Source organism: Sinorhizobium kostiense (genome assembly GCF_017874595.1).
GTDB classification, from domain to species: domain Bacteria; phylum Pseudomonadota; class Alphaproteobacteria; order Rhizobiales; family Rhizobiaceae; genus Sinorhizobium; species Sinorhizobium kostiense.
On record NZ_JAGILA010000007.1, the window covers coordinates 191,079 to 210,294 of the forward strand.

The following is a 19,216-nucleotide window of genomic DNA, read 5'->3' on the forward strand; positions in this document are numbered from 1 at the left end:
GCGTGCCAAACGAGGTCTGGAGATGGAAGAGTTTCACAAAGTCCGGCGCCTGCCGCCCTATGTTTTCGAACAGGTCAACCGTTTGAAAGCAAGCGCGCGAGCCGCAGGGGCCGATATCATCGACCTCGGCATGGGCAATCCGGACCTTCCGACTCCACAGTCGATCGTCGACAAGCTTTGCGAGGTCGTGCAGGACCCGCGCACCCACCGCTATTCTTCGTCGAAGGGCATTCCGGGTTTGCGCCGCGCCCAGGCCGCCTATTACGCCCGCCGCTTCGGCGTCAAGCTGAACCCCGAGACGCAGGTGGTCGCCACGCTCGGCTCGAAGGAAGGCTTTGCCAATATGGCGCAGGCGATCACCGCGCCGGGTGACGTCGTCCTTTGCCCTAATCCCACCTATCCGATTCACGCCTTCGGGTTCCTGATGGCGGGTGGCGTCATCCGTTCGATCCCGGTCGAGCCGGACGACACCTTCTTCCCGCCGCTGGAGCGGGCCGTCAGGCATTCGATCCCGAAGCCCCTGGCGCTGATCCTCAACTACCCGTCCAATCCGACGGCGCAGGTGGCTACCCTCGATTTCTACAAGGAGGTCGTCGCCTTTGCGAAGAAGCACGACATCATCGTGCTTTCCGATCTCGCCTATTCGGAAATCTACTTCAATGACGACCCGCCGCCCTCGGTACTGCAGGTGCCGGGTGCGATCGACGTAGCGGTCGAGTTCACCTCGATGTCGAAGACCTTCTCCATGCCCGGTTGGCGGATGGGTTTTGCTGTCGGCAACGAGCGCCTGATTGCGGCTCTGACACGGGTGAAGTCCTATCTCGACTATGGCGCCTTCACGCCGATCCAGGTCGCGGCAACCCAGGCACTCAATGGTGACGGCAGCGACATCGCCGAGGTGCGGAATATCTATAAGCGCCGCCGCGACGTGATGGTCGAGAGCTTCGGCAAGGCTGGGTTCGAAGTGCCGCCGCCGCCGGCGACAATGTTCGCGTGGGCGAAGATCCCGGAAAAATTCCGCCACCTCGGTTCGCTCGAGTTCTCCAAGCTGCTGGTCGAGAAGGCGGACGTCGCCGTCGCACCCGGCGTTGGCTTCGGCGAGCAGGGCGACGACTATGTCCGGCTCGCCCTCGTTGAAAACGAGCACCGCATCCGTCAGGCAGCCCGCAACATCAAGCGTTTCCTGTCCACGGCGGACGACACGTTGCACAACGTCGTTTCGCTCAACGCCCATCGCTAACAGATAGAGCGGCTTTTTTCGGAATTGGCCCCGCCGCACGGGCGGGGCGCATCTCACATGTTAGGAACTTGCTATGGCAGATGCCCTCAAAATCGGCATTGCGGGATTGGGCACGGTTGGTGCTTCGCTCGTGCGGATTGTCCAGGAACGTCATGAGATGCTGGCAACCACGTGCGGAAGGGCGATCGAGATTGCTGCCGTGGCGGCGAGAGACCGCAACAAGGACCGCGGCGTGGATCTCTCGGTGGCCGGCTGGTTCGAAGACCCGGTTGCGTTGGCCTCCGAAGCCGAAATCGACGTGTTTGTCGAGCTGATGGGTGGCTCCGGAGACCCGGCCTATTCGGCGGTGAAGGCCGCGCTCCAACGCGGCATCCACGTCGTCACGGCGAACAAGGCCCTTCTTGCCGCGCACGGCGTCGAGCTTGCAGGGATTGCAGAGGAGCGGGGGGCGCTACTCAACTACGAAGCGGCGGTTGCCGGCGGTATTCCGGTCATCAAGGCGCTGCGCGAGTCGATGACGGGCAACACGATCTCACGCGTCTACGGGATCATGAACGGGACCTGCAACTACATCCTGACGCAGATGGAGAAGGAGGGACTCTCCTTCGAGACCTGCCTGAAGGAAGCGCAGCGCCTGGGTTATGCGGAGGCTGACCCAGCCTTCGATATCGAAGGCAACGATACCGCGCATAAGCTGTCGATCCTGACGAGCCTTGCCTTCGGCACCGCGATCGCCGCCGACGATATCTACCTCGAGGGCATCACCAATATCTCGATCGAGGACATCCAGGCGGCCGCCGACCTTGGCTACCGCATCAAGTTGCTCGGCGTTGCCCAGCGCACCGAAAGCGGCATTGAGCAGCGTGTCCACCCGACAATGGTGCCCTATGACTCCGTCATTGCCCAGGTCGATGGCGTGACGAATGCCGTCGCGATCGAATCCGACATTCTCGGCGAACTGCTGATGGTCGGTCCCGGCGCCGGCGGCAACGCAACCGCATCGGCGGTGCTGGGCGACATTGCGGACATCGCGAAGAGCCGGCCGGGCGCGCAGCATGTGCCGGCCTTCGGCCGCCCGGTAACGGCGCTGCTCCCTTACAAGCGCGCCCGGATGCAGAGCCACGAGGGCGGATATTTCATCCGGTTGAAAGTGGTCGACCGGACCGGCGTCTTCGCCAACATCGCGCGGCACATGGCCGAGAACGACATCTCGCTCGAATCGATCATGCAGCACGCCAAGCATTACATGGATCCGGCCGAGCCGAAGACGATCATCCTCGTGACACACGCGACCTTCGAAGCCTCCGTGCGCAAGGCGATCGTCTCGATCAAGGGCGAGGGCTATCTCGTCGGCGAACCGCAGGTGATCCGCATCGAGCGGCCGAAGGACTGGTGATCCCGTCTTTGCATTAAAACTGTTGAGAAACGTCTGAATGACGTGCAGGGCCGGGCGCAGCCGCTATCCGGCCGGTTTTTCCCTGTCGAAATCTTCGTTAAGAACGAGGGAAATTCGGCGGGTGGACAAGATGGACCTATTGGTGGATCCGATCCAGCGGGCGTTTCTCGGCGTCGAGCGCTCGGTCAGCGGTCAGCGTTGGGTGTCGCGCCTCGACCAGGCCGGCCAGAACCGTGCCCTGGCAATCAGTCAGGTGCATGGCCATTCCGAACTCATCGCCAGGGTGCTCGCCGGCCGCGGCGTCGGTCTCGACGAGGCTGCCGCCTTTCTCGACCCGACGCTTCGCGGGCTGATGCCGGATCCGGACACGCTCACCGATTGCCGCGGGGCGGCGGAGCGGCTGGCGCATGCCATTCGACGCGGTGAGAAAGTGGCGATCTTCGGTGATTACGATGTGGACGGTGCGGCTTCCTCGGCGCTGATGCTGCGTTTCCTGCGCCATTTCGGCGTCGAGGCCGAGATCTATATTCCCGACCGCATCTTCGAAGGCTACGGTCCCAATCCGCAGGCAATAGAGCAACTGATCGGCAATGGTGCCGGCCTGATCGTCACGGTCGACTGCGGTTCGACAAGTCATGAGTCGCTCGCAGTCGCTGCCGAGCGTGGCGTGGATGTCGTCGTCATCGATCACCATCAGGTCGGAACGGCGCTTCCCCCCTGCCATGCCCTGGTCAATCCCAATCGGGAAGATGATCTGTCGGGGCAGGGGCATCTCTCGGCGGCCGGCGTCGTCTATCTGGTGCTTGTCAATACGCTGCGGGTGCTTCGTTTGCAGGGGCACGCTCGCGCCGGCACGTTCGACCTCTTGGCGCAACTCGACCTTGTGGCGCTTGCGACCGTCTGTGACGTGGTGCCGCTCAAGGGTTTGAACCGCGCCTATGTGGTCAAGGGACTGATCGCGGCACGGCACATGAGCAATCCGGGCCTTGCCGCTCTTCTGCGCAAGGCCGCGATTGGCGGACCGGTCACGCCCTATCATCTGGGTTTCCTGATCGGGCCGCGGATCAATGCCGGCGGGCGAATCGGTGATGCGGCGCTCGGCAGCCGTCTGCTGACGCTCGACGATGCCGCTGCCGCGGAAATCATTGCGAGCCAGCTCGACGAACTCAACCGCGAACGCCAGGCGATGGAGTCGACAATGCTCGCCGAAGCGGAAGCGGAGGTGCTGGCGGAGTACGGAACCGGCGAGAACGCCTCGGTGATCGTCACCGCCAGGGAGAATTGGCACCCCGGCATTGTCGGCCTCATTGCGGCACGCATCAAGGAGAAGTTCCGCCGGCCGGCCTTCGCCATCGCATTCGATCCCTCCGGCCGCGGAACCGGCTCCGGCCGGTCAATCAACGGCTTCGACATGGGTCGGCTGGTGCGAGCTGCGGTCGAGAACGGTCTCCTGGCCAAGGGCGGCGGCCATGCGATGGCGGCGGGATTGACAGTCGAGCGCGGCAAGCTCGGAAAGCTCCGGCAATTCTTCGAGGAACATGCCGAGGGCACGGTGCGGGACCTGGTCGCCGTCCAGGCGCTCAAAGTCGATGGTGCGCTCGCGGCCGCCGGCGCGACGCTCGAGCTCGTCGACCTGCTCGATCAGGCCGGCCCCTACGGCTCAGGTCACCCGCAGCCCGTCTTTGCCTTTCCGCAGCACCGGCTGCGAGACAGCCGCCAGGTCGGCGCCAATCATGTCAAGGTTACCCTGGAGGGGCAGGACGGCAGCCGCATCGAGGGCATTGCCTTCCGCGCAACGGAAACGCCGCTTGGCAGCTTCCTGCTCGGCAATCGCGGCGCGACGGTTCACGTTGCGGGCTGCGTCTCGACGGACCTTTGGCAGGGAACCCGGCGGGTTCAGCTGCGGGTGACGGATGCGGCCAAGGCCATTTGACTCGGCACCAAATTAAATGATGCCGATTAGCGATTTGCCGCGACTTGTTGAGGGATCACGAGAGGAGAAGTGGCACGCCCAACGGGACTCGAACCCGTGTTTCCGCCGTGAAAGGGCGGCGTCCTAGACCGCTAGACGATGGGCGCCCAAGACAGGGTGGCTTATAGAGAGGCCTTAGGATTCCCGCAAGTCATCACGAGGCGCTCGGCCTCATTTTTTTGGTGGATTTCACCGGAAACTTGCGGCTGGAGAATCGCTCGGCGCCGCATCGCCGCGTCGGGGGAGAATTGGTACGCCCAACGGGACTCGAACCCGTGTTACCGCCGTGAGAGGGCGGCGTCCTGACCGCTAGACGATGGGCGCGATCAAATTCGGCCCAGCAGCCGAACGCCGACACCATAATGGAAAGACGGTGAATATGGAAGGAGAGAGTGGCACGCCCAACGGGACTCGAACCCGTGTTTCCGCCGTGAAAGGGCGGCGTCCTAGACCGCTAGACGATGGGCGCCCAAGACAAGTGGCTTATAGAGAGGCACTTGGTTTCTCGCAAGCGAGAAAAGCAAATAAGTTCGATTTTTCTGCCGAAATCTAAGAGTAAAGTTTGAGGTCATTTGCTGGCACAAGTCTGTGCTGCCAGGCTTCGTTGAAGTATCGACAAATATAGGGAGACAAGAATGGCACGCCCAACGGGACTCGAACCCGTGTTTCCGCCGTGAAAGGGCGGCGTCCTAGACCGCTAGACGATGGGCGCCTGCTGTGCGGTGTTACAGCGACCTTTGAGCGTCTGAAAGACGCGCGGCGCTGTACGACGAGGCGGCTTATAGAGAGCGCTTCGGCTTCCCGCAAGTGGCAAATTTCAATTCTCATCGGAAAAATGACGAACGAGTGACGAGCGCCGTCGCTCAGCCCTTGTGTCGCCGGCACCGCCAATTCCAATCGCGCTGCGGGCCAATGTCGATGTGCACCGATTCCGTGTGGCAATAGGTGCCGACGCCGCCGCGACCGGGCAGGTTTCGCAGGTAATCGGCGAGCTCCCATTTGCTGACGCCGGGAATCTGGATGTCCGCCGCTTCGCAACGCGTGTGCAGCGACTGGCGTTCGCTGTTCACCTTGATCGGACGAAGTCCCGACGTGACGATGACCTTCTGCCCGTAATGGTGTTCAACCGTTTTCAGCATTTGGAGCAGAGCCGGCTTGAAGCAGCCCGTCTCCACCTTCTCGGTCTGCAGGACAAGACCGTTCGGCGCCAGGCGAGCCAGACCCGAAAGACTGGCGACCTGCACAGGTTGGTCGACCACATCACCCGCTGCATGGTCCGCGTGCTCCAAACTGTAAAGCGGGTTCATCTTGACGCCCGGCAGCGAGCTATAGGCGAGGGAGGCGATCTGAGGCTTCGGCGTGTCATTGGCCGCAATCGTCCGCTTTCCGATTGCCTCGATATTCCTGGCATCGCCACGGCGTGGCTTGTCCTTGCGTTTGGCGGCGAAGAGGCCCGCAAGCGTCCAGCTTTTAACTGGCGCTTCGGTGCCTCTCCCGTTTGTGGGGGAAGGCTCGGCCAGAGCCTCGCTCGGATCGGATGATATGCCGTCGTGGGCGGCGGCCAAGGCAGGTTGTAGCGGTGGCGGGCTTTCTCCCGCCAGCGCTGCCTTTGCGCTCACCGGCACTGGAACGGCGGAAGGAATGTCGCTCTCGGCCGCGGCGTGGGCCGCACCCTGAGCGACGGCGGGTACGTTCGCTGGAGCTTCGTTGCTAGCCCCTTGCTGCGGCAAAATCATCGGCTGCGCTGTCGAGTTCTGACCGCTGAAGAGGCTGTTGGTCGTCGCATTCAGCCGCGGCTGAGCACCCGTCACCGGTGCACCGGCGTCGTCTGCCACCGCGGTGGCCGGAGGCGATTGTCCGTAGATGCTGGACGACGTGGCGCTGAGCGCGGTCGCCTGCATCGCAACACCCTGCTCAAGGCCTGTCGCCTCGGACTGCATCGTCGGTGCGCCCGCTTCTTGCAGCGGGGCGGCGGCTTCTGCTCCGACCTGATCGGCGGCACTGGCTTCGGCCGCCTCGGCAATGGGGGTCTGCGAACTCGCCGCCTGTGCTTCGCGCGAATCGACGGGATCATTCTCGGCGACGGCCGATACGCAGCTCGTAAGCGCGAGCAAAGATACGGATAGTGCCGCAGCGCGCCCGACCGAAAGGAACGCGCATCTTAAATCCGCTTCCTGCAACGTCTTGTCCTCATTCTACGCGCATGCCCTGGTCGGAACCGCGATGTTCCGAACACTGGCATGCATCAAATCCCGACCCTGCATATCGGAGCCGATTTTCGCAAAGCACGACGAAGACGTGCAGCGTCCTGCATCAAAGGACGCTTGGCCTACAAATGCCATGCCTTCGCAGCTTTGGATGTGCCGGAAGCATGGGCGGCAGGGATTGTGCGAAGCTTACCAGCTGCCGGTATTTGGCATCGAAGCCCAGGGCTCCTGGGCCGGCAGGTGTCCGCCCTTCTGCAGGATTTCGATCGAGATCCCGTCGGGCGACCGGACGAAGGCCATGTGGCCGTCGCGCGGCGGGCGGTTGATCGTAACCCCGTTATCCAACAGGTGCTTGCAGAAGGCGTAGATGTCATCGACCTCATAGGCTAGGTGACCGAAGTTGCGCCCGCCTGTATAGTCCTCCGGGTCCCAATTATAGGTAAGTTCGAGGCAGGGGGAGGCTTCACCTTTCGCGCGGGAAACATCGCCGGGCGCGGCGAGGAAGACGAGAGTGAATCGGCCTTTCTCGTTCTCGTGGCGGCGAATCTCCTCGAGTCCGAACAGAGTGCAATAGAAGTGAAGAGCGTCGTCGAGGTCTTTTACGCGGACCATCGTGTGCAGATATCGCATTGGCTTGTCCCTGTTTTGCGGAAGATGGCGTATACTTATGCGTCGGCAAGCCAGAGGCAAGGCTGTGTCCCCATAAACGGCCCGGGCCAAAATATGTCGAGGGACTTGTGCATGCGCAGCGCGACGATGTTATTCTGGTCCATAAGAATCAGTTAACCGTAGTACAGAGTTGCGCGTAACGAGGGGCTGGGAGAATGGCGGACAGAACATCTTCAAAGGGCGTCATGCAGAATGACGACTTTGCCAATGACGCTCTCGATCTCATCGAGATCACGGGCGTTATCAAGTGGTTCGACGTCGCGAAGGGCTTCGGCTTCATCGTTCCCGACAATGGCATGCAGGATGTCCTCCTGCATGTGACCTGCCTTCGGCGCGACGGTTACCAGACGGTGCTCGAAGGAGCGCGGGTGGTTGCCCTTGTACAAAAACGGGACCGCGGCTATCAGGCGTTCCGCATTCTTTCCATGGATCAATCGACGGCCGTGCATCCCTCGCAACTGCCGCCGGTGCGCACGCATGTCCAGGTGACGCCGACGAGCGGGCTGGAGCGGGTCCTCGTGAAATGGTTTAACCGCACGAAGGGCTTCGGGTTCCTGACGCGGGGCGAGGGCACGGAAGACATCTTCGTGCATATGGAAACCTTGCGGCGTTTCGGACTGACGGAGCTGCGTCCAGGGCAAGTAGTGCTGTGCCGCTTCGGTGACGGCGAGAAGGGATTGATGGCGGCGGAGATCCATCCGGACGGCCCCACTCCGAATACCCGGTCGCATTGATGCCGCCGTTTTTCATCACGCTTGCAAGAAGCGCCGTGGCGGCGCTTTTTTTGTTGTCGCTGATCACTTCGGCGGCTGCCGACCTTTCCTTCTCAAGGGATCGCGTTCGTCTCACGACCGGCGAAGGGCGAGCCTATGACCTGTCGGTCGAGCTGGCGGTCGAGCCGGAGCAGCGCGAACAGGGATTGATGCATCGTCGCGAGATGGCGCCCGATCATGGCATGCTGTTCGATTTCGGCCAGACGCGGCGGGTGGTGATGTGGATGAAGAACACCTATCTGCCGCTCGACATGCTGTTCATCTCCGCCGACGGCACGGTGCGAACCATCCACGAGAATGCCGTCCCCCTTTCGCAAGCGATCATCGATTCGCAAGAGCCGGTGGCCTACGTGCTCGAGCTCAATGCCGGTACCGTGAAGCGGCTCGGAATCAAGCCGGGCGATCGGCTATCGGGCGCCGGAATTCCGGCGGGCAATGGCGCGCAGTGATCGTACCGTCCATTCCTGGGCCAGCAAATTTGATGTTGCAGCCTCCGGACGAAGCGTGTATTTCCCCGATCGTTGGTGCGGAGTGTAGCGCAGTCTGGTAGCGCATCTGGTTTGGGACCAGAGGGTCGGGAGTTCGAATCTCTCCACTCCGACCACTTCAATTCACCGATAGTCGCGCATCCTCGCCGCGAATCTGGACGCGGTGCGCTCGTTTCCCTCATTGCCGTCCCCACGCAATTGAAAAAGCTGTATTTCGCGCTCGGAAGTCATTCCGTTTTAATTCATTCTGCGCTAAGGGAAACGCTGATCGAGGCGGAGGTCCGCCTCGCAGGGTTGTTCCCAGGTCTCGCTTCGATCCTGGCGTAGCGTCCCGCGTCAAACCCAAGGCATTCAAGTGACTTGGCGCATCGGGGCGGATGCGTCGGGCCGAGGAAAAAGGGAGCCGTTCGAAACAATGTCCGCGAAGATCTATCGTCCCGCAAAGACAGCCATGCAGTCAGGCAAGGCCAAGACGCATCTGTGGGTGCTGGAGTTCGATCCGGAGAAGCCGCGTACGATTGATCCGATCATGGGCTACACCAGCTCCGGCGATACGCGGCAACAATTGCGGCTGACCTTCGAGACCGCCGAGCAGGCAATCGCCTACGCCGAACGCAACGGCATCGAATACCGCGTGATCGCGCCGAAGGACGCGACGCGCAAGAACGTGTCCTATTCGGACAATTTCCGTTTCAACCGGATGCAGCCCTGGACCCATTGAGGTCCGGAGCCGCTTCGTATGGGCGTTTGCCCAACGGGGCCCCTTAGCTCAGCTGGATAGAGCACCTGCCTTCTAAGCAGGTTGTCGTTGGTTCGAGTCCAACAGGGGTCGCCAATCTTTTCAACCGCTTAGTAGACGTTTGCGCCTGCTGTTTCGCCCCCGTTTACAGCTTTTTTGGCACCGTTTACAATATCCATTCTCTAGATGTTCTTTTCCATCCGCAAAATGACCGCGTCGCTGGTCTGCTGATCCGTCGCCAGGTAGTGCTTTTCAAGCACCCTCCCAACCTCGGCAATGGAGTGTCCAGTGATCGACGCAATCTGCTCTGTTGTCGATCCTTCCCGGCGCCGCTCCGTGATGAACGTGCCGCGCAGATCGTGGAACGTCACGCCCTCGATCTTCAGCCGGGCGCATTCTTTCCCCCAGGATGTTTTGAACCCGTCCTTCGTCCACGGCCGGCCGCGCGAATTGGTCAGGATCCGCATCTTGTCCTTCGGCAATGCGTCGAGCATCGCCTTGAGCTTGCTGTGAACCCGCACGCGAACGCGCTTCTTCGTCTTACCTTGCTCGAATGACAGGTGCGTTCCGTCGTATTGCTTCCATGTCAGGAGCAGGAGATCTCCTTGTCGCTGGCCGGTATGGATAGCCATCTCGAATGCGAGGAGCATGTGAGGAGCGGCCTTCTCGCGGAACAGCGCAATCAGTTCAGGCGTCCATACGCTTTCCTTGCGGGAGCCGGTATAGAGCCGATCGATTCCCGTGCATGGGTTCTTCTCGATCATTTCCTCATCGATCCCGAACGTAAATACGCGGGAGAGAGAAAACAGCATCTGATCAGCCTTCCGAGGATTGGCCGCGAAGGTGTGATGCCACTTGCGGATCATCGCCTTCATGCCGCGCTGCTGGGTGAGCTTCAGTGGCAGCTTTGGCCATTCCTTGCGGATTTCCCTGAATGAGTGCTTGTGACCATCCTGCGTCTTCTCTGCCAGGGCTGAAAAGGCAGGGCTCTGTTCGAAAGCGTCGATCAGGTCATCTAGCGTCTTCACCTCGGCCGGCGCGCTCTCGGCTCGATGCTTCAGGAGCTCGGCGGCGAACGCCTCGGTATTTGGCGCGGCCTGCATCTCGGGGCCGCCGCGCCAGGCGTAATAGTGGATGCGGATTTCTCCGCTCGCCAGCCTGCGCTTGACCTTATGAATCCCTTTGAGCTTCACGAGCACGTTCTCGATCTCTCCACGCCTGCCATTCGGCCAAAGACGAGAAGTCTTCCGGTTTCATGTCAACTGGTTTTTCGCTGATAGCGCTTTGGATATCGGGTGAAACTCCGACGCGCCGGCCGTTGATCTCGATCCAGACGGTAACGCCTTTGGATTTGGCAACATCGGCCATGCGCTTCAGCTCAGCGGCTTTGACGAGAGCAGGAGTGGTCATCGGCCGCTCTTCCTTTCTGGTGGTCTTAGGTCGCGCGAAACATCGTAGTGAACTCGTGGCTGATCGCTTTTCACGTAAAGAGGGTGGCGCGGGTGGCCTTCCTTCGTGGTGCCGAGGCAGAAGACATCGATCGTGGAGATCGACAGGACATGCACGGCGCGAGTGGCGGCGAAAGGATGCGCGCCCCAAGCGGCGATCACATCCCGCCGTCCGTACTCAGCCGGCATGAATTCCGTGCATGCCTCGATGATCATCTCATCGTTCATCGGCCCTACCGGATCGGCCGCGATCAGCAGCGCAGCCGGGTCTGTGGACCGCAGCGCGAAGATGTTACCGACGATCATGCCGCCGTAGCCCCAAGCCTGGCTGAAACGGATGCAGCGACGGATCGTAGGATCATCGACATCGGCATCGGCCGTCGACGGATTAAGCATTACCCAAACCAGCAGATCGCAGCCGGGGCGCTGCCAGCGCCGCTCAAGCCGATAATGAACGCGACGGGCGAAAGCGACCTCAGGAACTATTACGACCGGCTACAGGCCATGCAGACCGTCGAGATGACGCCGGCGATGGCTCGTCTCGACGAGTGCATCATTCGAAGTGCCCTCGGTTCCCGTGACCCGGACATCTACTACGAGTGGGCGCCGCTCTGGGGCATGTCGGAGAAGGAGAAGGCCGATGTCTTCAAGACGAAGGCAGAGGCAGCTCGCCAACTGGTCGGCACTACGCCCGGGCAGGAGATCATCCCACGTGATGCGGTTTCCGATGCTCTCGTTAACACGTTCATCGAGGATGGTTCGCTGCCAGGCCTCGATGCGGCAATTGAAGAATACGGCAAACTGTCTGAACAGGAGCCGCAGGAAGCCGAAGTCGAGGCGGCCGCCGGAGTTCACAATGAACAAGTCTAGAACTCTTCGAGGCGGTAGGGAGCCTCCTCGTCCCAGTCGTTGCCGAAGAAGTTGATGCGCTTGAAGACACCGCTGAGGAGGCCTTTCTCACGGAGATATTCCACCTGATAGTCAGCGCCCATATGACGATGCGTTGCGAACGGGATCCCCATATCTCGCAGAACTTGGCACATGGCAAAAACGGCATCGGTGTCTGCTCGTAATCGATAGGTGCGTTCGGACCCTTTAATTCGTTCAAAGCCGAGCCGTCCGAACAGCTCGACTGATTCCTCTCCCCAAATCTCCAGCATGATCCGATCGCTGCCGATGTCAGTGACCATTGTCGGACGCTTTCGGGGGGATGGATCGGCGGGCTGAGCATTTCTCGTATCGGTCATTGAACGTCCTCGATTCCCTTCGCGGTTGATAGGAATACTTACTATGCGCTTCATTGATGCTTCAACCATCGCGGGCACGCGACGGACCGCCGACGGCTACCTTGTTGCTGACGTCCGGACCGCGCGCACTGGCATCCAGCTCTATGCCGGCCATGAGGTCGGCAAGCCGCAAATGCAGGTGGTCAAGGTCTACCGGCCGGAACTGCCAGCCTCGGCAGCTATGCGCACAAGCCGGTGACAAACGATCACCCGGACGAGGCGGTCACCGCCGACAATTGGAAGGCGCTCGCCGTCGGCTCGATCGGTGATGAGATTGCCCGTGATGGTGAATTCGTCCGCGTCCCGCTCATCGTTATGGACGCGGCGGTCATCGCCGAGATCGAGGGCGGCAAGCGCGAGCTCTCCGCGGGCTACAGCTGCGATCTCGCATGGGAGCCGGGCACCACGCCCGAGGGCGAGAAGTACGACGCCATTCAGAAGGATATCCGGATCAACCACGTCGCCATCGTGCAGTGCGGTCGCGCCGGATCAGAAGCTCACATCGGCGACGGTGTGAGGTTGTGGGGCGCTGCCCCGTTCACCAGTGATCAGCAACCCGAAAAGGAAAAGATCATGACCCTGAAGACGGTTACCGTCGATGGCATCCCGGTTGAAGTAACCGATCAGGGTGCCACGGTGATAGGCACTCTGCAGCAGCGGCTTGCCGACGCCAACACCAAACTCTCGGACGCAGAAAAGGCGCATCAGACGGCTCTGGCCGCCAAGGATGCCGAACTGGCGAAGGAGGATGCCGAAATCGACACCCTGAAAGGCAAGATCCTTTCGGACGCCGATCTCGACAAGCGCGTCACTGCTCGCGCCGATCTCGTCGCCAAGGCCAAGGGGCTCGCCAAGGACGTCAAGACCGAAGGCCTCTCCGATGCGGCCATCCGCAAGGCTGTCGTCGTCGCCAAGATTGGCGATGCCGCCGTCGCCGACAAGTCGGACGCCTACATCGATGCTCGCTTCGACATGCTCGTCGAGGACGAGGGCAAGGGCGGCGCCGACCCGTTCCGCGTGGCTGTTCAGCAGGGTCTCTCGCAGACCACGGACGCCAACGCATCCGCAACCGCTCACAAGGCCATGGTCTCCGATATCGAATCGGCCTGGCAGACGAAGGGAGCTAAGTGATGCCTGCAGTTCAGACCACTTATAGCGCCCAGTACGCGCGCTGGGTCGAGGGCATGAACCTCAACATGGAGCCTTCCGATGTCGTCACGCGCCTTGCGGAGGACGTCGAGGGCATCGGCTTCGGCAAGGTCTGCGTTCAGGGCACGGCCGACAATCAGGTCGTCGACTCCGAAGCGACCGCCAAGTTCGTCGGCATCGCCGTGCTCGACACGACCCGGCCTACCGGCAAGTACGAGCAGTACGAGAACGTCGCCGTCATGAAGAAGGGCGTCATTGTCGTCACGGCCTCCGAAGCCGTCGCTGTCGGTGATCCCGTCTACTACACACCGGCGACCGGCGTCCTTTCGAAAACGTCGACGTCGAACACCCTCATCCCGAATGCGACCTGGGATACCAGCACCGCCGGTGCCGGTCTCGCAGCTCTCCGCCTTGGCTAACCAGGAGCGATCTCGATGAACGCAATTATCACTCAGGACGCTCAGCAGGTCGCGATGAGCTTTCTTATACGTCAGGCCTCTCTGATCGAGCCAACGGTCTATGCGATGAAGTACCAGGAGATCCAGTACGCCCAGCTGATCCCGGTCGACACCTCGGCGCCGGAATGGATTCAGTCGGTCACGTACTTCTCCATGGACTCGGTCGGTCAGGCGCAGTGGTTCAGCGGCCTTGCACATGACGTGCCGAAGGTCGAACTGACCCGCGAAAAATTCGAGACGACGGTCAGCATGGCCGCGATCGGCTATGGCTACACGCTCGAGCTCACGACTGCACGCGGGACGACCCGAGTCAAGAAGATCGGAGCGAAGGGACAGGGGAGGGCAATGCACTGGTCGAAAGTGATGGATCTCGTCGACGAAATCCGCGTCGCCGAGGGACAGGAACCGCTCAAAAGGAGGGCTGCCTGACATGCCGACGTACATCCTTTTGCTCTCTCTTGCTGCGCGAGCTGCTCGAGGAGATCGAGACGAACTCGCCGGCGGTGAACCTGAAGCGGAAAGGCGTGGTCTTTACGGAGCCGTTCCTGGTCGCGGACGTCGAGTATCGCGCCTGGACCGAGGATGGGAAGCTACGGCATCCCTCGTTCAAGGGGATCAGGGAGCGGGCTGACGACGCCACGGTGTTTGAACTCGCTGAGTATTGCTTTCGATCTCTGTGGAGCGAAAACCAATTTTGCAGAAACGGAAGCTTGCGCCAGCTGATACATCATCGCTAACTCAACGCTTAGTACGTCACTGAGGGGGGCTTGTGATGACGCTGTATGTTGACGTTGCCAGGTTGAAGGCGGTGTGGACCCAAACGACGATCCCAGTCGTGATGAGGTTAGGTATAGGTAGGCCGTTGTCCGTTCGGCTTCCCTTCGCAGAGGGGAACGGCGAGTGGTTGAAAATGGGGAGACGCCGTGATCCCAAATGGAATTCAAATGACAGGTTTTGGGAGCTGCCGAAGGCGTGGCTCAATACTATCGTCGACAGATCGCTGGATCGCTATGGAAGCGTGTATGTCATCCAGCCCTACCAAGAACAAGAGAAATGCTCTCCTGCGTGCATGAATGCGCAGGGACATGAGTGCCAGTGCTCATGCATGGGCGCTAACCACGGGGCCGGTAACGACGGCAGTTGGTTCGAAGTGTCGGATGCATTCGCCTGCAGGTGGAACGAATACACTATTGCCTGTCGCCTCATGAAACGTCTGCGTGCTCTCCCCGGGGAAGCGTGAGGTTCGCCAAGAGACGCGAATGATTGATTGCCGTTGCGCCGGACTTCCGCGCGCTCCTCTCCTCTCAGGACCTAGCAGACTCGCGTCCACTATCCTATCGTTGTGAAAGAGGGCGGGTTCGATGATCAGAGAAGAATTTCAGCTATTGCTGCAGTGTCCGGTGTGTGGTGTGCCTTGCGAGGCGTGGCCTGAAAGGATGCCTGTTGCTATCTCGGATGTCGAGGGGGAGGCGGACATAACCGGGGAGTTTGAGATCGAATGCGATGAATGCGGCCAAACCACCGACGTTACTGTCACAGCGCATCTGCTGGGTTGGACGGCACATGTGTCAGGGAATCCCAGCCACGAAGTCCAGGTCAATCACTATGACTACGGTGATGACCAGTGGCTCGAAGACTTAGAGCCGGAGCCTCACCCGTACACCAATTATCGAGCCGCGATCTCCGAGTGGCATTCGTTACTCAAAGAGCTTGGAGAAGCTGGGGATGCATCGGGAAGAAACCGAATGCTGTTGGTTCAGCTGTTCTCGATCTTGGAAGCATATTTGTCCGATGCTGTTATCTCGCTGGTGTACAACAACTCTGAGATCTTGAACGCTATCGTGGCATGGCATCCTGAACTGAAGGAGGAGAAAGTCTCCTTAGCCTCCGTAGCAGCCAACCCTCACCTTGTTCGAGATACAATTGTCTCCAGACTTCGGAAAACTCAGTTTCATCGCTTTGAGCATGTCAACGGAATGCTTCGCGCTGCGATCCGACACCCGATACTTCCCGCTGACAAGGAGACTAGGGGTGAGGTGCTAAGGGCAGCAAAGATACGTCACGATTGCGTCCACAGGAATGGCCGCGATCAAGAGGGAAATTTAGTTACCGGGATTACGGGCCGCTATCTCTGGGATTTGGCAGGCGTCTTCGATGATATGGTGAATAAGTTGCATCGACGCATTGAGGAGGAAGAGGATTCGAGACGGATCGCTCTTCTAGAGCAAAACGAGATATGGTGACGCTCTGCGCGATGACATCCAGCCACCCTCACGAGCACTCCGGTGCGGCGGCCGGGCGGCAATAGCCGGGGTGGGAGCCGTTTACATCGCTCCCGGATTCGATAATCATTTTCGGGGTGAGGATTGTAAACCGATCGCCTGAATAGCCTGGAAATACTGAATCGCATTCCTGCCTTCTAAGCAGGTTGTCGTTGGTTCGAGTCCAACAGGGGTCGCCATCTAACCTATTGATTTAACGATCTCCGAAAGATACCGCAGTTTCGCGAGTAACTCGCGGGAGGGGGCAGCAATGCCGACCCACATCAGTCCACTCATTTCGGGCGGGCGCTGCCCTCATACATGAACGTCATCGGCTTCGGTCCCCGCATATACCCGGTTTCAATGTGATCGATGCCAAAGCCCGCATCCTCTATCATCGACCGAATCGGGCGGTTGAGATGGCAGCCGCCGCTGATGCGCCGCCAGATAGGCGTAAGGCTGTCCTGCCACCACCGTACACCTCGGTCGGGCGACAGGCCGTGTTCGACGAACAAGAGCCGCCCATTCGGTTTCAGGACTCGGCGCATTTCCGAGAGCGCAACGGCCGATCCTGGAATCGTGCACAATGTCCAGGTCGTTACGACCACGTCCACACTGCGGTCGTCGAGCGGGATGGCTTCCGCGGACGCCTCGATGAAATTCACGTGTATCCCGGAATTTTCAACGCGACGCGCCATGGCGAGCAGGTTTGGGTCAGGCTCGAGTGCCAGAATTTCCCGCACTCGTGGACGGTAGAACGGCAGGTTCAGGCCCGAACCGCAGCCGATCTCAAGTACGCGGCCCTCTGCAGCGCCGATCACGCGCTCGCGATAGGGGTGCAGGCGTTCGTTGCGCATCGACCGATCGCAGAGCCTAGGCAGGATGACGTAACTGTAGATACCCATGGATCGCTTCTCCACCAGGAGTCTCGGCCAGCCCTAGATACCTCAAAATAGGAAGGGATTCACCTAAAGTGTGGTGATGAAATCAAAGCGCTAAAACGCTTTTAAACAATACAACAAGTGGTTGTTTATAGTGGAGGATTCCGGCCCGGGATTTCTCGTGCCGACAGCTTCCGTGATCGGCTGCCCCGATGGCAATGTGACGGATTCGTGATAGTTTTGCGACAGTCGACGAAAATCCGGTGCCCCATGCACGTCCGGTCCATAGCTCTCCTGCACCATCGAATATTTTTGTTGTCCTGCGTCGTCGCAGCCCTGCTTCTCTTCGGAAGTCTCACCCAGGACCTGATCCTGCTTTCAGGCACGAGCGCGGCTTCTTCCGACAAGATATGGCTGCTCGACGTCGATTCCGAGGTCAGCGCTTTCACCTGGCTTTCGGTTGTAACCACATTTGCCGCGGCCTGGCTGCTGTTCGGGATCGCCGCCGCGGCGAGCACGCGCCGCAGCCGGTTCAAGTGGCACTGGTACTTTCTCAGCGCCCTTTTTCTGCTGGTATCATTCGATGAGTTCGCGGGAATTCACGAGAAGATAAGTAGTGCACTGGCGTCGAGGATCGACAATACCGGTTTGCTGTATTTCGCCTGGGCCGCGCCAGCCGGTGTTCTCAGCCTGCTTGGGCTTGCTGCCTTCGTCCCGTTCATCCGGTCGTTTCCTCCGCGACTTGCGCTGCTCCTGGTGTTGTCCGCGGTAGCTTTTCTTGGCGGCGCCGTCGGGGTCGAGATGATTGGCGGCAGTGTCGCGGAGTTGCAGGGCATGCAGACCGTTCGTTATCGGATGCTGACGAATCTCGAGGAGGGCCTCGAAATCGCCGGCGTGCTCATCTTCATTTACGTCCTGCTTTCCTATCAGGAAAGCAGGGATGCCGTGGATAGCTCCGGTGCGATGGCGCGCTCGCCTTGATCACTCTTGCATCCGGCGTCGATCATCATTCCTTCTTCGGCGGCGTCCGCCGCTCCAGCAATTGCTCGAATATCTCGGTCTGTCTCTCGGCGGCGGCACGGATTGCCGCCAGTTGATCGAGCATCGCGCCGAAGGCGACCAGAAGCAGGCCGCTGGCGATCGCCGGAAACGCCCAGGGCAGGATGGCAAGCAGGCTGTCGACATCGCGCGCCGGTACCAATGTCATCAGGACGAGGAGAAGCGTGCCGATCGCGATCGCGCCACCGAGAAACTCCAGAAATTTTCCCATCCTTGCTCCCCCTCCGGCGGCCGTGGTGAAAACTTCCTGCCATTCTGCCCGCTAGCGGCCGCAGAAAAAACCCCGGCGCTGGCCGGGGTCGTCGATCGAATGCAACGGAAAGCAATCAGAACTTCACGCCGACGCCGATCGTGAACTGGTGTTGGTCGAGATCGACGTTGACGCCGCCGACATCCTTGTCGCCATAATCATTGTAACGATATTCGGCGCGGCCGAACATGCTGTCGGTGAAGGCGTAATCGACGCCTGCTCCGATGGTCCAGCCGTTGAAGGTTTCCTTCTCCTTGGGCAAGCCTTCAACGTCGACGAAGCCGCGCGTCACGGCCCAACCGGCGGTTCCATAAAGCAGCGCCCTTTCGGTGAGGCTATAGCCGATGCGCCCGCGCACCGATCCGGATACATCTGTGGCCACTTCCGTATCTGCGCCGAAAAGCGTGAAGGTTTCGTCGTTCCAATTGTAACTGACGTCTCCCTCGATCCCGACGACCCAATCGCCGATCTGATGATTGTAGCCCGCAAAGGCACCGAAAATGCCGCCATTGAGGCTTTCCGAGGTGCTGTCGCCGGGAACGCTGAGATCGCTGTTCAGCCATCCGCCTCCGCCCTGGAGGCCGACATAGCCCCCCGTCCATACGAATGTGGGCACGGTTTCGATGGCCGTTGGAGCGGGCTCCGGCGCTTCGCTGATGTCCGCAGCATAGGACGTTCCTACGAGCATCGAGGCGCCGAAAATAGCAACAAGCACGTTTCTGATCATCACAGATGCCTCCTGTTGTCGATCCGCAGAATAACAACTGTTCTACAGCGCCGCGCGTCTTATCAGACGCGCAAACGTGGCTGCAGCACTTAGCTGCTTGTCCTTCTCCGTAAATCGAGGTCGATTTAAGAAGACATGCGAGTAGGGGGAGTCTGCCCGAAATTCTCGCTTTTGCGAATCACTTGCTCTTACAGGCAAGAAAGAAAAAGGGGA

At 60.2% G+C, this 19,216-nt stretch carries 20 protein-coding genes, 7 tRNA genes and 2 pseudogenes; 16 read left to right on the plus strand and 13 right to left on the minus strand.

The window, feature by feature from the left end:
* The first annotated feature begins 22 nt into the window (after positions 1-22).
* The 3 genes from J2Z31_RS22455 to recJ all read left to right on the plus strand — a co-directional run bounded on the left by J2Z31_RS22455 (position 23) and on the right by recJ (position 4,569).
* On the plus strand, positions 23-1,240 hold the full coding sequence (locus tag J2Z31_RS22455) for an LL-diaminopimelate aminotransferase (protein WP_209604803.1): 1,218 nt from the start codon (positions 23-25) through the stop codon (positions 1,238-1,240).
* A gap of 73 nt (positions 1,241-1,313) precedes the next feature.
* Positions 1,314-2,636, plus strand: a complete 1,323-nt coding sequence (locus J2Z31_RS22460) for a homoserine dehydrogenase (protein ID WP_209604805.1) — start codon at positions 1,314-1,316, stop codon at positions 2,634-2,636.
* Positions 2,637-2,766: 130 nt separating this feature from the next.
* Positions 2,767-4,569: a single-stranded-DNA-specific exonuclease RecJ gene (recJ, locus tag J2Z31_RS22465; protein ID WP_209605163.1), complete on the plus strand. Its 1,803-nt coding sequence runs from the start codon at positions 2,767-2,769 to the stop codon at positions 4,567-4,569.
* 70 nt (positions 4,570-4,639) lie between these two features.
* Here recJ and J2Z31_RS22470 read toward each other — a convergent pair.
* From J2Z31_RS22470 to J2Z31_RS22495, 6 genes are all read right to left on the minus strand, one after another.
* A tRNA-Glu gene (locus J2Z31_RS22470) sits at positions 4,640-4,715 on the minus strand.
* A 142-nt stretch (positions 4,716-4,857) separates the two neighbouring features.
* A tRNA-Glu gene (locus J2Z31_RS22475) sits at positions 4,858-4,932 on the minus strand.
* A gap of 69 nt (positions 4,933-5,001) precedes the next feature.
* Positions 5,002-5,077 (minus strand) — tRNA-Glu (locus tag J2Z31_RS22480).
* A gap of 167 nt (positions 5,078-5,244) precedes the next feature.
* A tRNA-Glu gene (locus J2Z31_RS22485) sits at positions 5,245-5,320 on the minus strand.
* Positions 5,321-5,471: 151 nt separating this feature from the next.
* Positions 5,472-6,788 (minus strand): YcbK family protein, encoded by a 1,317-nt coding sequence (locus J2Z31_RS22490; protein WP_209604807.1) that lies wholly within the window; start codon positions 6,786-6,788, stop codon positions 5,472-5,474.
* A gap of 216 nt (positions 6,789-7,004) precedes the next feature.
* Positions 7,005-7,445, minus strand: coding sequence for a VOC family protein (locus J2Z31_RS22495; protein WP_209604809.1), 441 nt, complete (start codon positions 7,443-7,445; stop codon positions 7,005-7,007).
* Positions 7,446-7,639: 194 nt separating this feature from the next.
* Here J2Z31_RS22495 and J2Z31_RS22500 point away from each other — a divergent pair, with 194 nt between their 5' ends.
* From J2Z31_RS22500 to J2Z31_RS22520, 5 genes are all read left to right on the plus strand, one after another.
* A complete protein-coding gene (locus J2Z31_RS22500) occupies positions 7,640-8,218 on the plus strand; it encodes a cold-shock protein (protein WP_209604811.1) in 579 nt (192 codons plus the stop codon).
* A complete protein-coding gene (locus tag J2Z31_RS22505) occupies positions 8,218-8,706 on the plus strand; it encodes a DUF192 domain-containing protein (RefSeq protein WP_209604813.1) in 489 nt (162 codons plus the stop codon). The genes J2Z31_RS22500 and J2Z31_RS22505 overlap by 1 nt, the downstream gene beginning before the upstream one ends.
* Before the next feature lie 78 nt (positions 8,707-8,784).
* Positions 8,785-8,861, plus strand: a tRNA-Pro gene (locus J2Z31_RS22510).
* Positions 8,862-9,160: 299 nt separating this feature from the next.
* Positions 9,161-9,466 (plus strand): ETC complex I subunit, encoded by a 306-nt coding sequence (locus J2Z31_RS22515; RefSeq protein WP_066874100.1) that lies wholly within the window; start codon positions 9,161-9,163, stop codon positions 9,464-9,466.
* A 37-nt stretch (positions 9,467-9,503) separates the two neighbouring features.
* A tRNA-Arg gene (locus J2Z31_RS22520) sits at positions 9,504-9,580 on the plus strand.
* Between the two features lie 86 nt (positions 9,581-9,666).
* Here J2Z31_RS22520 and J2Z31_RS22525 read toward each other — a convergent pair.
* Genes J2Z31_RS22525 through J2Z31_RS22535 form a run of 3 tightly spaced genes read right to left on the minus strand, consistent with a single transcriptional unit; the run spans position 9,667 to position 11,328 of the window.
* A complete protein-coding gene (locus J2Z31_RS22525; RefSeq protein WP_209604815.1) occupies positions 9,667-10,683 on the minus strand; it encodes a tyrosine-type recombinase/integrase in 1,017 nt (338 codons plus the stop codon).
* Positions 10,655-10,894, minus strand: a complete 240-nt coding sequence (locus tag J2Z31_RS22530) for a hypothetical protein (protein WP_209604817.1) — start codon at positions 10,892-10,894, stop codon at positions 10,655-10,657. Before J2Z31_RS22530 ends, J2Z31_RS22525 begins: the two co-directional genes overlap by 29 nt.
* A complete protein-coding gene (locus J2Z31_RS22535) occupies positions 10,891-11,328 on the minus strand; it encodes a DUF1643 domain-containing protein (protein WP_234939590.1) in 438 nt (145 codons plus the stop codon). The genes J2Z31_RS22530 and J2Z31_RS22535 overlap by 4 nt, the downstream gene beginning before the upstream one ends.
* Positions 11,329-11,376: 48 nt before the next feature.
* On the opposite strand from J2Z31_RS22535, the pseudogene J2Z31_RS22540 reads away from it, so the two are divergent.
* Positions 11,377-11,802: pseudogene (locus J2Z31_RS22540) on the plus strand (anti-CBASS protein Acb1 family protein); the annotation flags it as partial.
* On the opposite strand, the gene J2Z31_RS22545 reads toward J2Z31_RS22540, so the two are convergent.
* A complete protein-coding gene (locus tag J2Z31_RS22545; RefSeq protein WP_234939591.1) occupies positions 11,799-12,179 on the minus strand; it encodes a hypothetical protein in 381 nt (126 codons plus the stop codon). The pseudogene J2Z31_RS22540 and the gene J2Z31_RS22545 overlap by 4 nt on opposite strands.
* A 43-nt stretch (positions 12,180-12,222) precedes the next feature.
* On the opposite strand from J2Z31_RS22545, the pseudogene J2Z31_RS22550 reads away from it, so the two are divergent.
* The 6 genes and pseudogenes from J2Z31_RS22550 (at position 12,223) to J2Z31_RS22575 (ending at position 16,286) form a co-directional block, all read left to right on the plus strand.
* A pseudogene (locus J2Z31_RS22550) lies at positions 12,223-13,349 on the plus strand (DUF2213 domain-containing protein).
* Positions 13,349-13,786, plus strand: coding sequence for a DUF2190 family protein (locus J2Z31_RS22555; RefSeq protein ID WP_209604819.1), 438 nt, complete (start codon positions 13,349-13,351; stop codon positions 13,784-13,786). The pseudogene J2Z31_RS22550 and the gene J2Z31_RS22555 overlap by 1 nt, the downstream one beginning before the upstream one ends.
* A gap of 15 nt (positions 13,787-13,801) precedes the next feature.
* Positions 13,802-14,254, plus strand: a complete 453-nt coding sequence (locus J2Z31_RS22560; protein ID WP_234939592.1) for a major capsid family protein — start codon at positions 13,802-13,804, stop codon at positions 14,252-14,254.
* Positions 14,255-14,283: 29 nt separating this feature from the next.
* Positions 14,284-14,562, plus strand: a complete 279-nt coding sequence (locus J2Z31_RS22565; protein ID WP_456242961.1) for an ATP dependent DNA ligase — start codon at positions 14,284-14,286, stop codon at positions 14,560-14,562.
* Between the two features lie 624 nt (positions 14,563-15,186).
* The gene (locus tag J2Z31_RS22570) at positions 15,187-16,068 is read left to right on the plus strand and encodes a hypothetical protein (RefSeq protein WP_209604821.1); all 882 of its coding nucleotides are present in this window, start codon (positions 15,187-15,189) and stop codon (positions 16,066-16,068) included.
* Between the two features lie 132 nt (positions 16,069-16,200).
* Positions 16,201-16,286, plus strand: a tRNA-Arg gene (locus tag J2Z31_RS22575).
* Between the two features lie 93 nt (positions 16,287-16,379).
* On the opposite strand, the gene J2Z31_RS22580 is transcribed toward J2Z31_RS22575, so the two are convergent.
* On the minus strand, positions 16,380-16,991 hold the full coding sequence (locus tag J2Z31_RS22580; RefSeq protein ID WP_209604823.1) for a class I SAM-dependent methyltransferase: 612 nt from the start codon (positions 16,989-16,991) through the stop codon (positions 16,380-16,382).
* Between the two features lie 291 nt (positions 16,992-17,282).
* On the opposite strand from J2Z31_RS22580, the gene J2Z31_RS22585 reads away from it, so the two are divergent.
* Entirely contained in the window at positions 17,283-17,948 is a 666-nt protein-coding gene (locus tag J2Z31_RS22585) for a hypothetical protein (protein ID WP_209604825.1), read from the plus strand.
* Positions 17,949-17,973: 25 nt separating this feature from the next.
* On the opposite strand, the gene J2Z31_RS22590 is transcribed toward J2Z31_RS22585, so the two are convergent.
* Both J2Z31_RS22590 and J2Z31_RS22595 read right to left on the minus strand, forming a co-directional pair.
* The gene (locus tag J2Z31_RS22590; protein ID WP_209604827.1) at positions 17,974-18,237 is read right to left on the minus strand and encodes a hypothetical protein; all 264 of its coding nucleotides are present in this window, start codon (positions 18,235-18,237) and stop codon (positions 17,974-17,976) included.
* A 115-nt stretch (positions 18,238-18,352) separates the two neighbouring features.
* Positions 18,353-19,003, minus strand: a complete 651-nt coding sequence (locus J2Z31_RS22595; protein ID WP_209604829.1) for an outer membrane protein — start codon at positions 19,001-19,003, stop codon at positions 18,353-18,355.
* Positions 19,004-19,216: the final 213 nt, after the last annotated feature.

Coding starts and splice junctions, on each gene's coding strand:
- recJ (WP_209605163.1), top strand. CDS start 2,767: ATGGACCTATTGGTGGATCCGATCCAGCGGGCGTTTCTCGGCGTCGAG.
- J2Z31_RS22545 (WP_234939591.1), bottom strand. CDS start 12,179: ATGACCGATACGAGAAATGCTCAGCCCGCCGATCCATCCCCCCGAAAG.
- J2Z31_RS22580 (WP_209604823.1), bottom strand. CDS start 16,991: ATGGGTATCTACAGTTACGTCATCCTGCCTAGGCTCTGCGATCGGTCG.
- J2Z31_RS22515 (WP_066874100.1), top strand. CDS start 9,161: ATGTCCGCGAAGATCTATCGTCCCGCAAAGACAGCCATGCAGTCAGGC.
- J2Z31_RS22530 (WP_209604817.1), bottom strand. CDS start 10,894: ATGACCACTCCTGCTCTCGTCAAAGCCGCTGAGCTGAAGCGCATGGCC.
- J2Z31_RS22570 (WP_209604821.1), top strand. CDS start 15,187: ATGATCAGAGAAGAATTTCAGCTATTGCTGCAGTGTCCGGTGTGTGGT.
- J2Z31_RS22505 (WP_209604813.1), top strand. CDS start 8,218: ATGCCGCCGTTTTTCATCACGCTTGCAAGAAGCGCCGTGGCGGCGCTT.
- J2Z31_RS22590 (WP_209604827.1), bottom strand. CDS start 18,237: ATGGGAAAATTTCTGGAGTTTCTCGGTGGCGCGATCGCGATCGGCACG.
- J2Z31_RS22535 (WP_234939590.1), bottom strand. CDS start 11,328: ATGCTTAATCCGTCGACGGCCGATGCCGATGTCGATGATCCTACGATC.
- J2Z31_RS22555 (WP_209604819.1), top strand. CDS start 13,349: ATGCCTGCAGTTCAGACCACTTATAGCGCCCAGTACGCGCGCTGGGTC.
- J2Z31_RS22455 (WP_209604803.1), top strand. CDS start 23: ATGGAAGAGTTTCACAAAGTCCGGCGCCTGCCGCCCTATGTTTTCGAA.
- J2Z31_RS22595 (WP_209604829.1), bottom strand. CDS start 19,003: ATGATCAGAAACGTGCTTGTTGCTATTTTCGGCGCCTCGATGCTCGTA.
- J2Z31_RS22560 (WP_234939592.1), top strand. CDS start 13,802: ATGAACGCAATTATCACTCAGGACGCTCAGCAGGTCGCGATGAGCTTT.
- J2Z31_RS22500 (WP_209604811.1), top strand. CDS start 7,640: ATGGCGGACAGAACATCTTCAAAGGGCGTCATGCAGAATGACGACTTT.
- J2Z31_RS22460 (WP_209604805.1), top strand. CDS start 1,314: ATGGCAGATGCCCTCAAAATCGGCATTGCGGGATTGGGCACGGTTGGT.
- J2Z31_RS22495 (WP_209604809.1), bottom strand. CDS start 7,445: ATGCGATATCTGCACACGATGGTCCGCGTAAAAGACCTCGACGACGCT.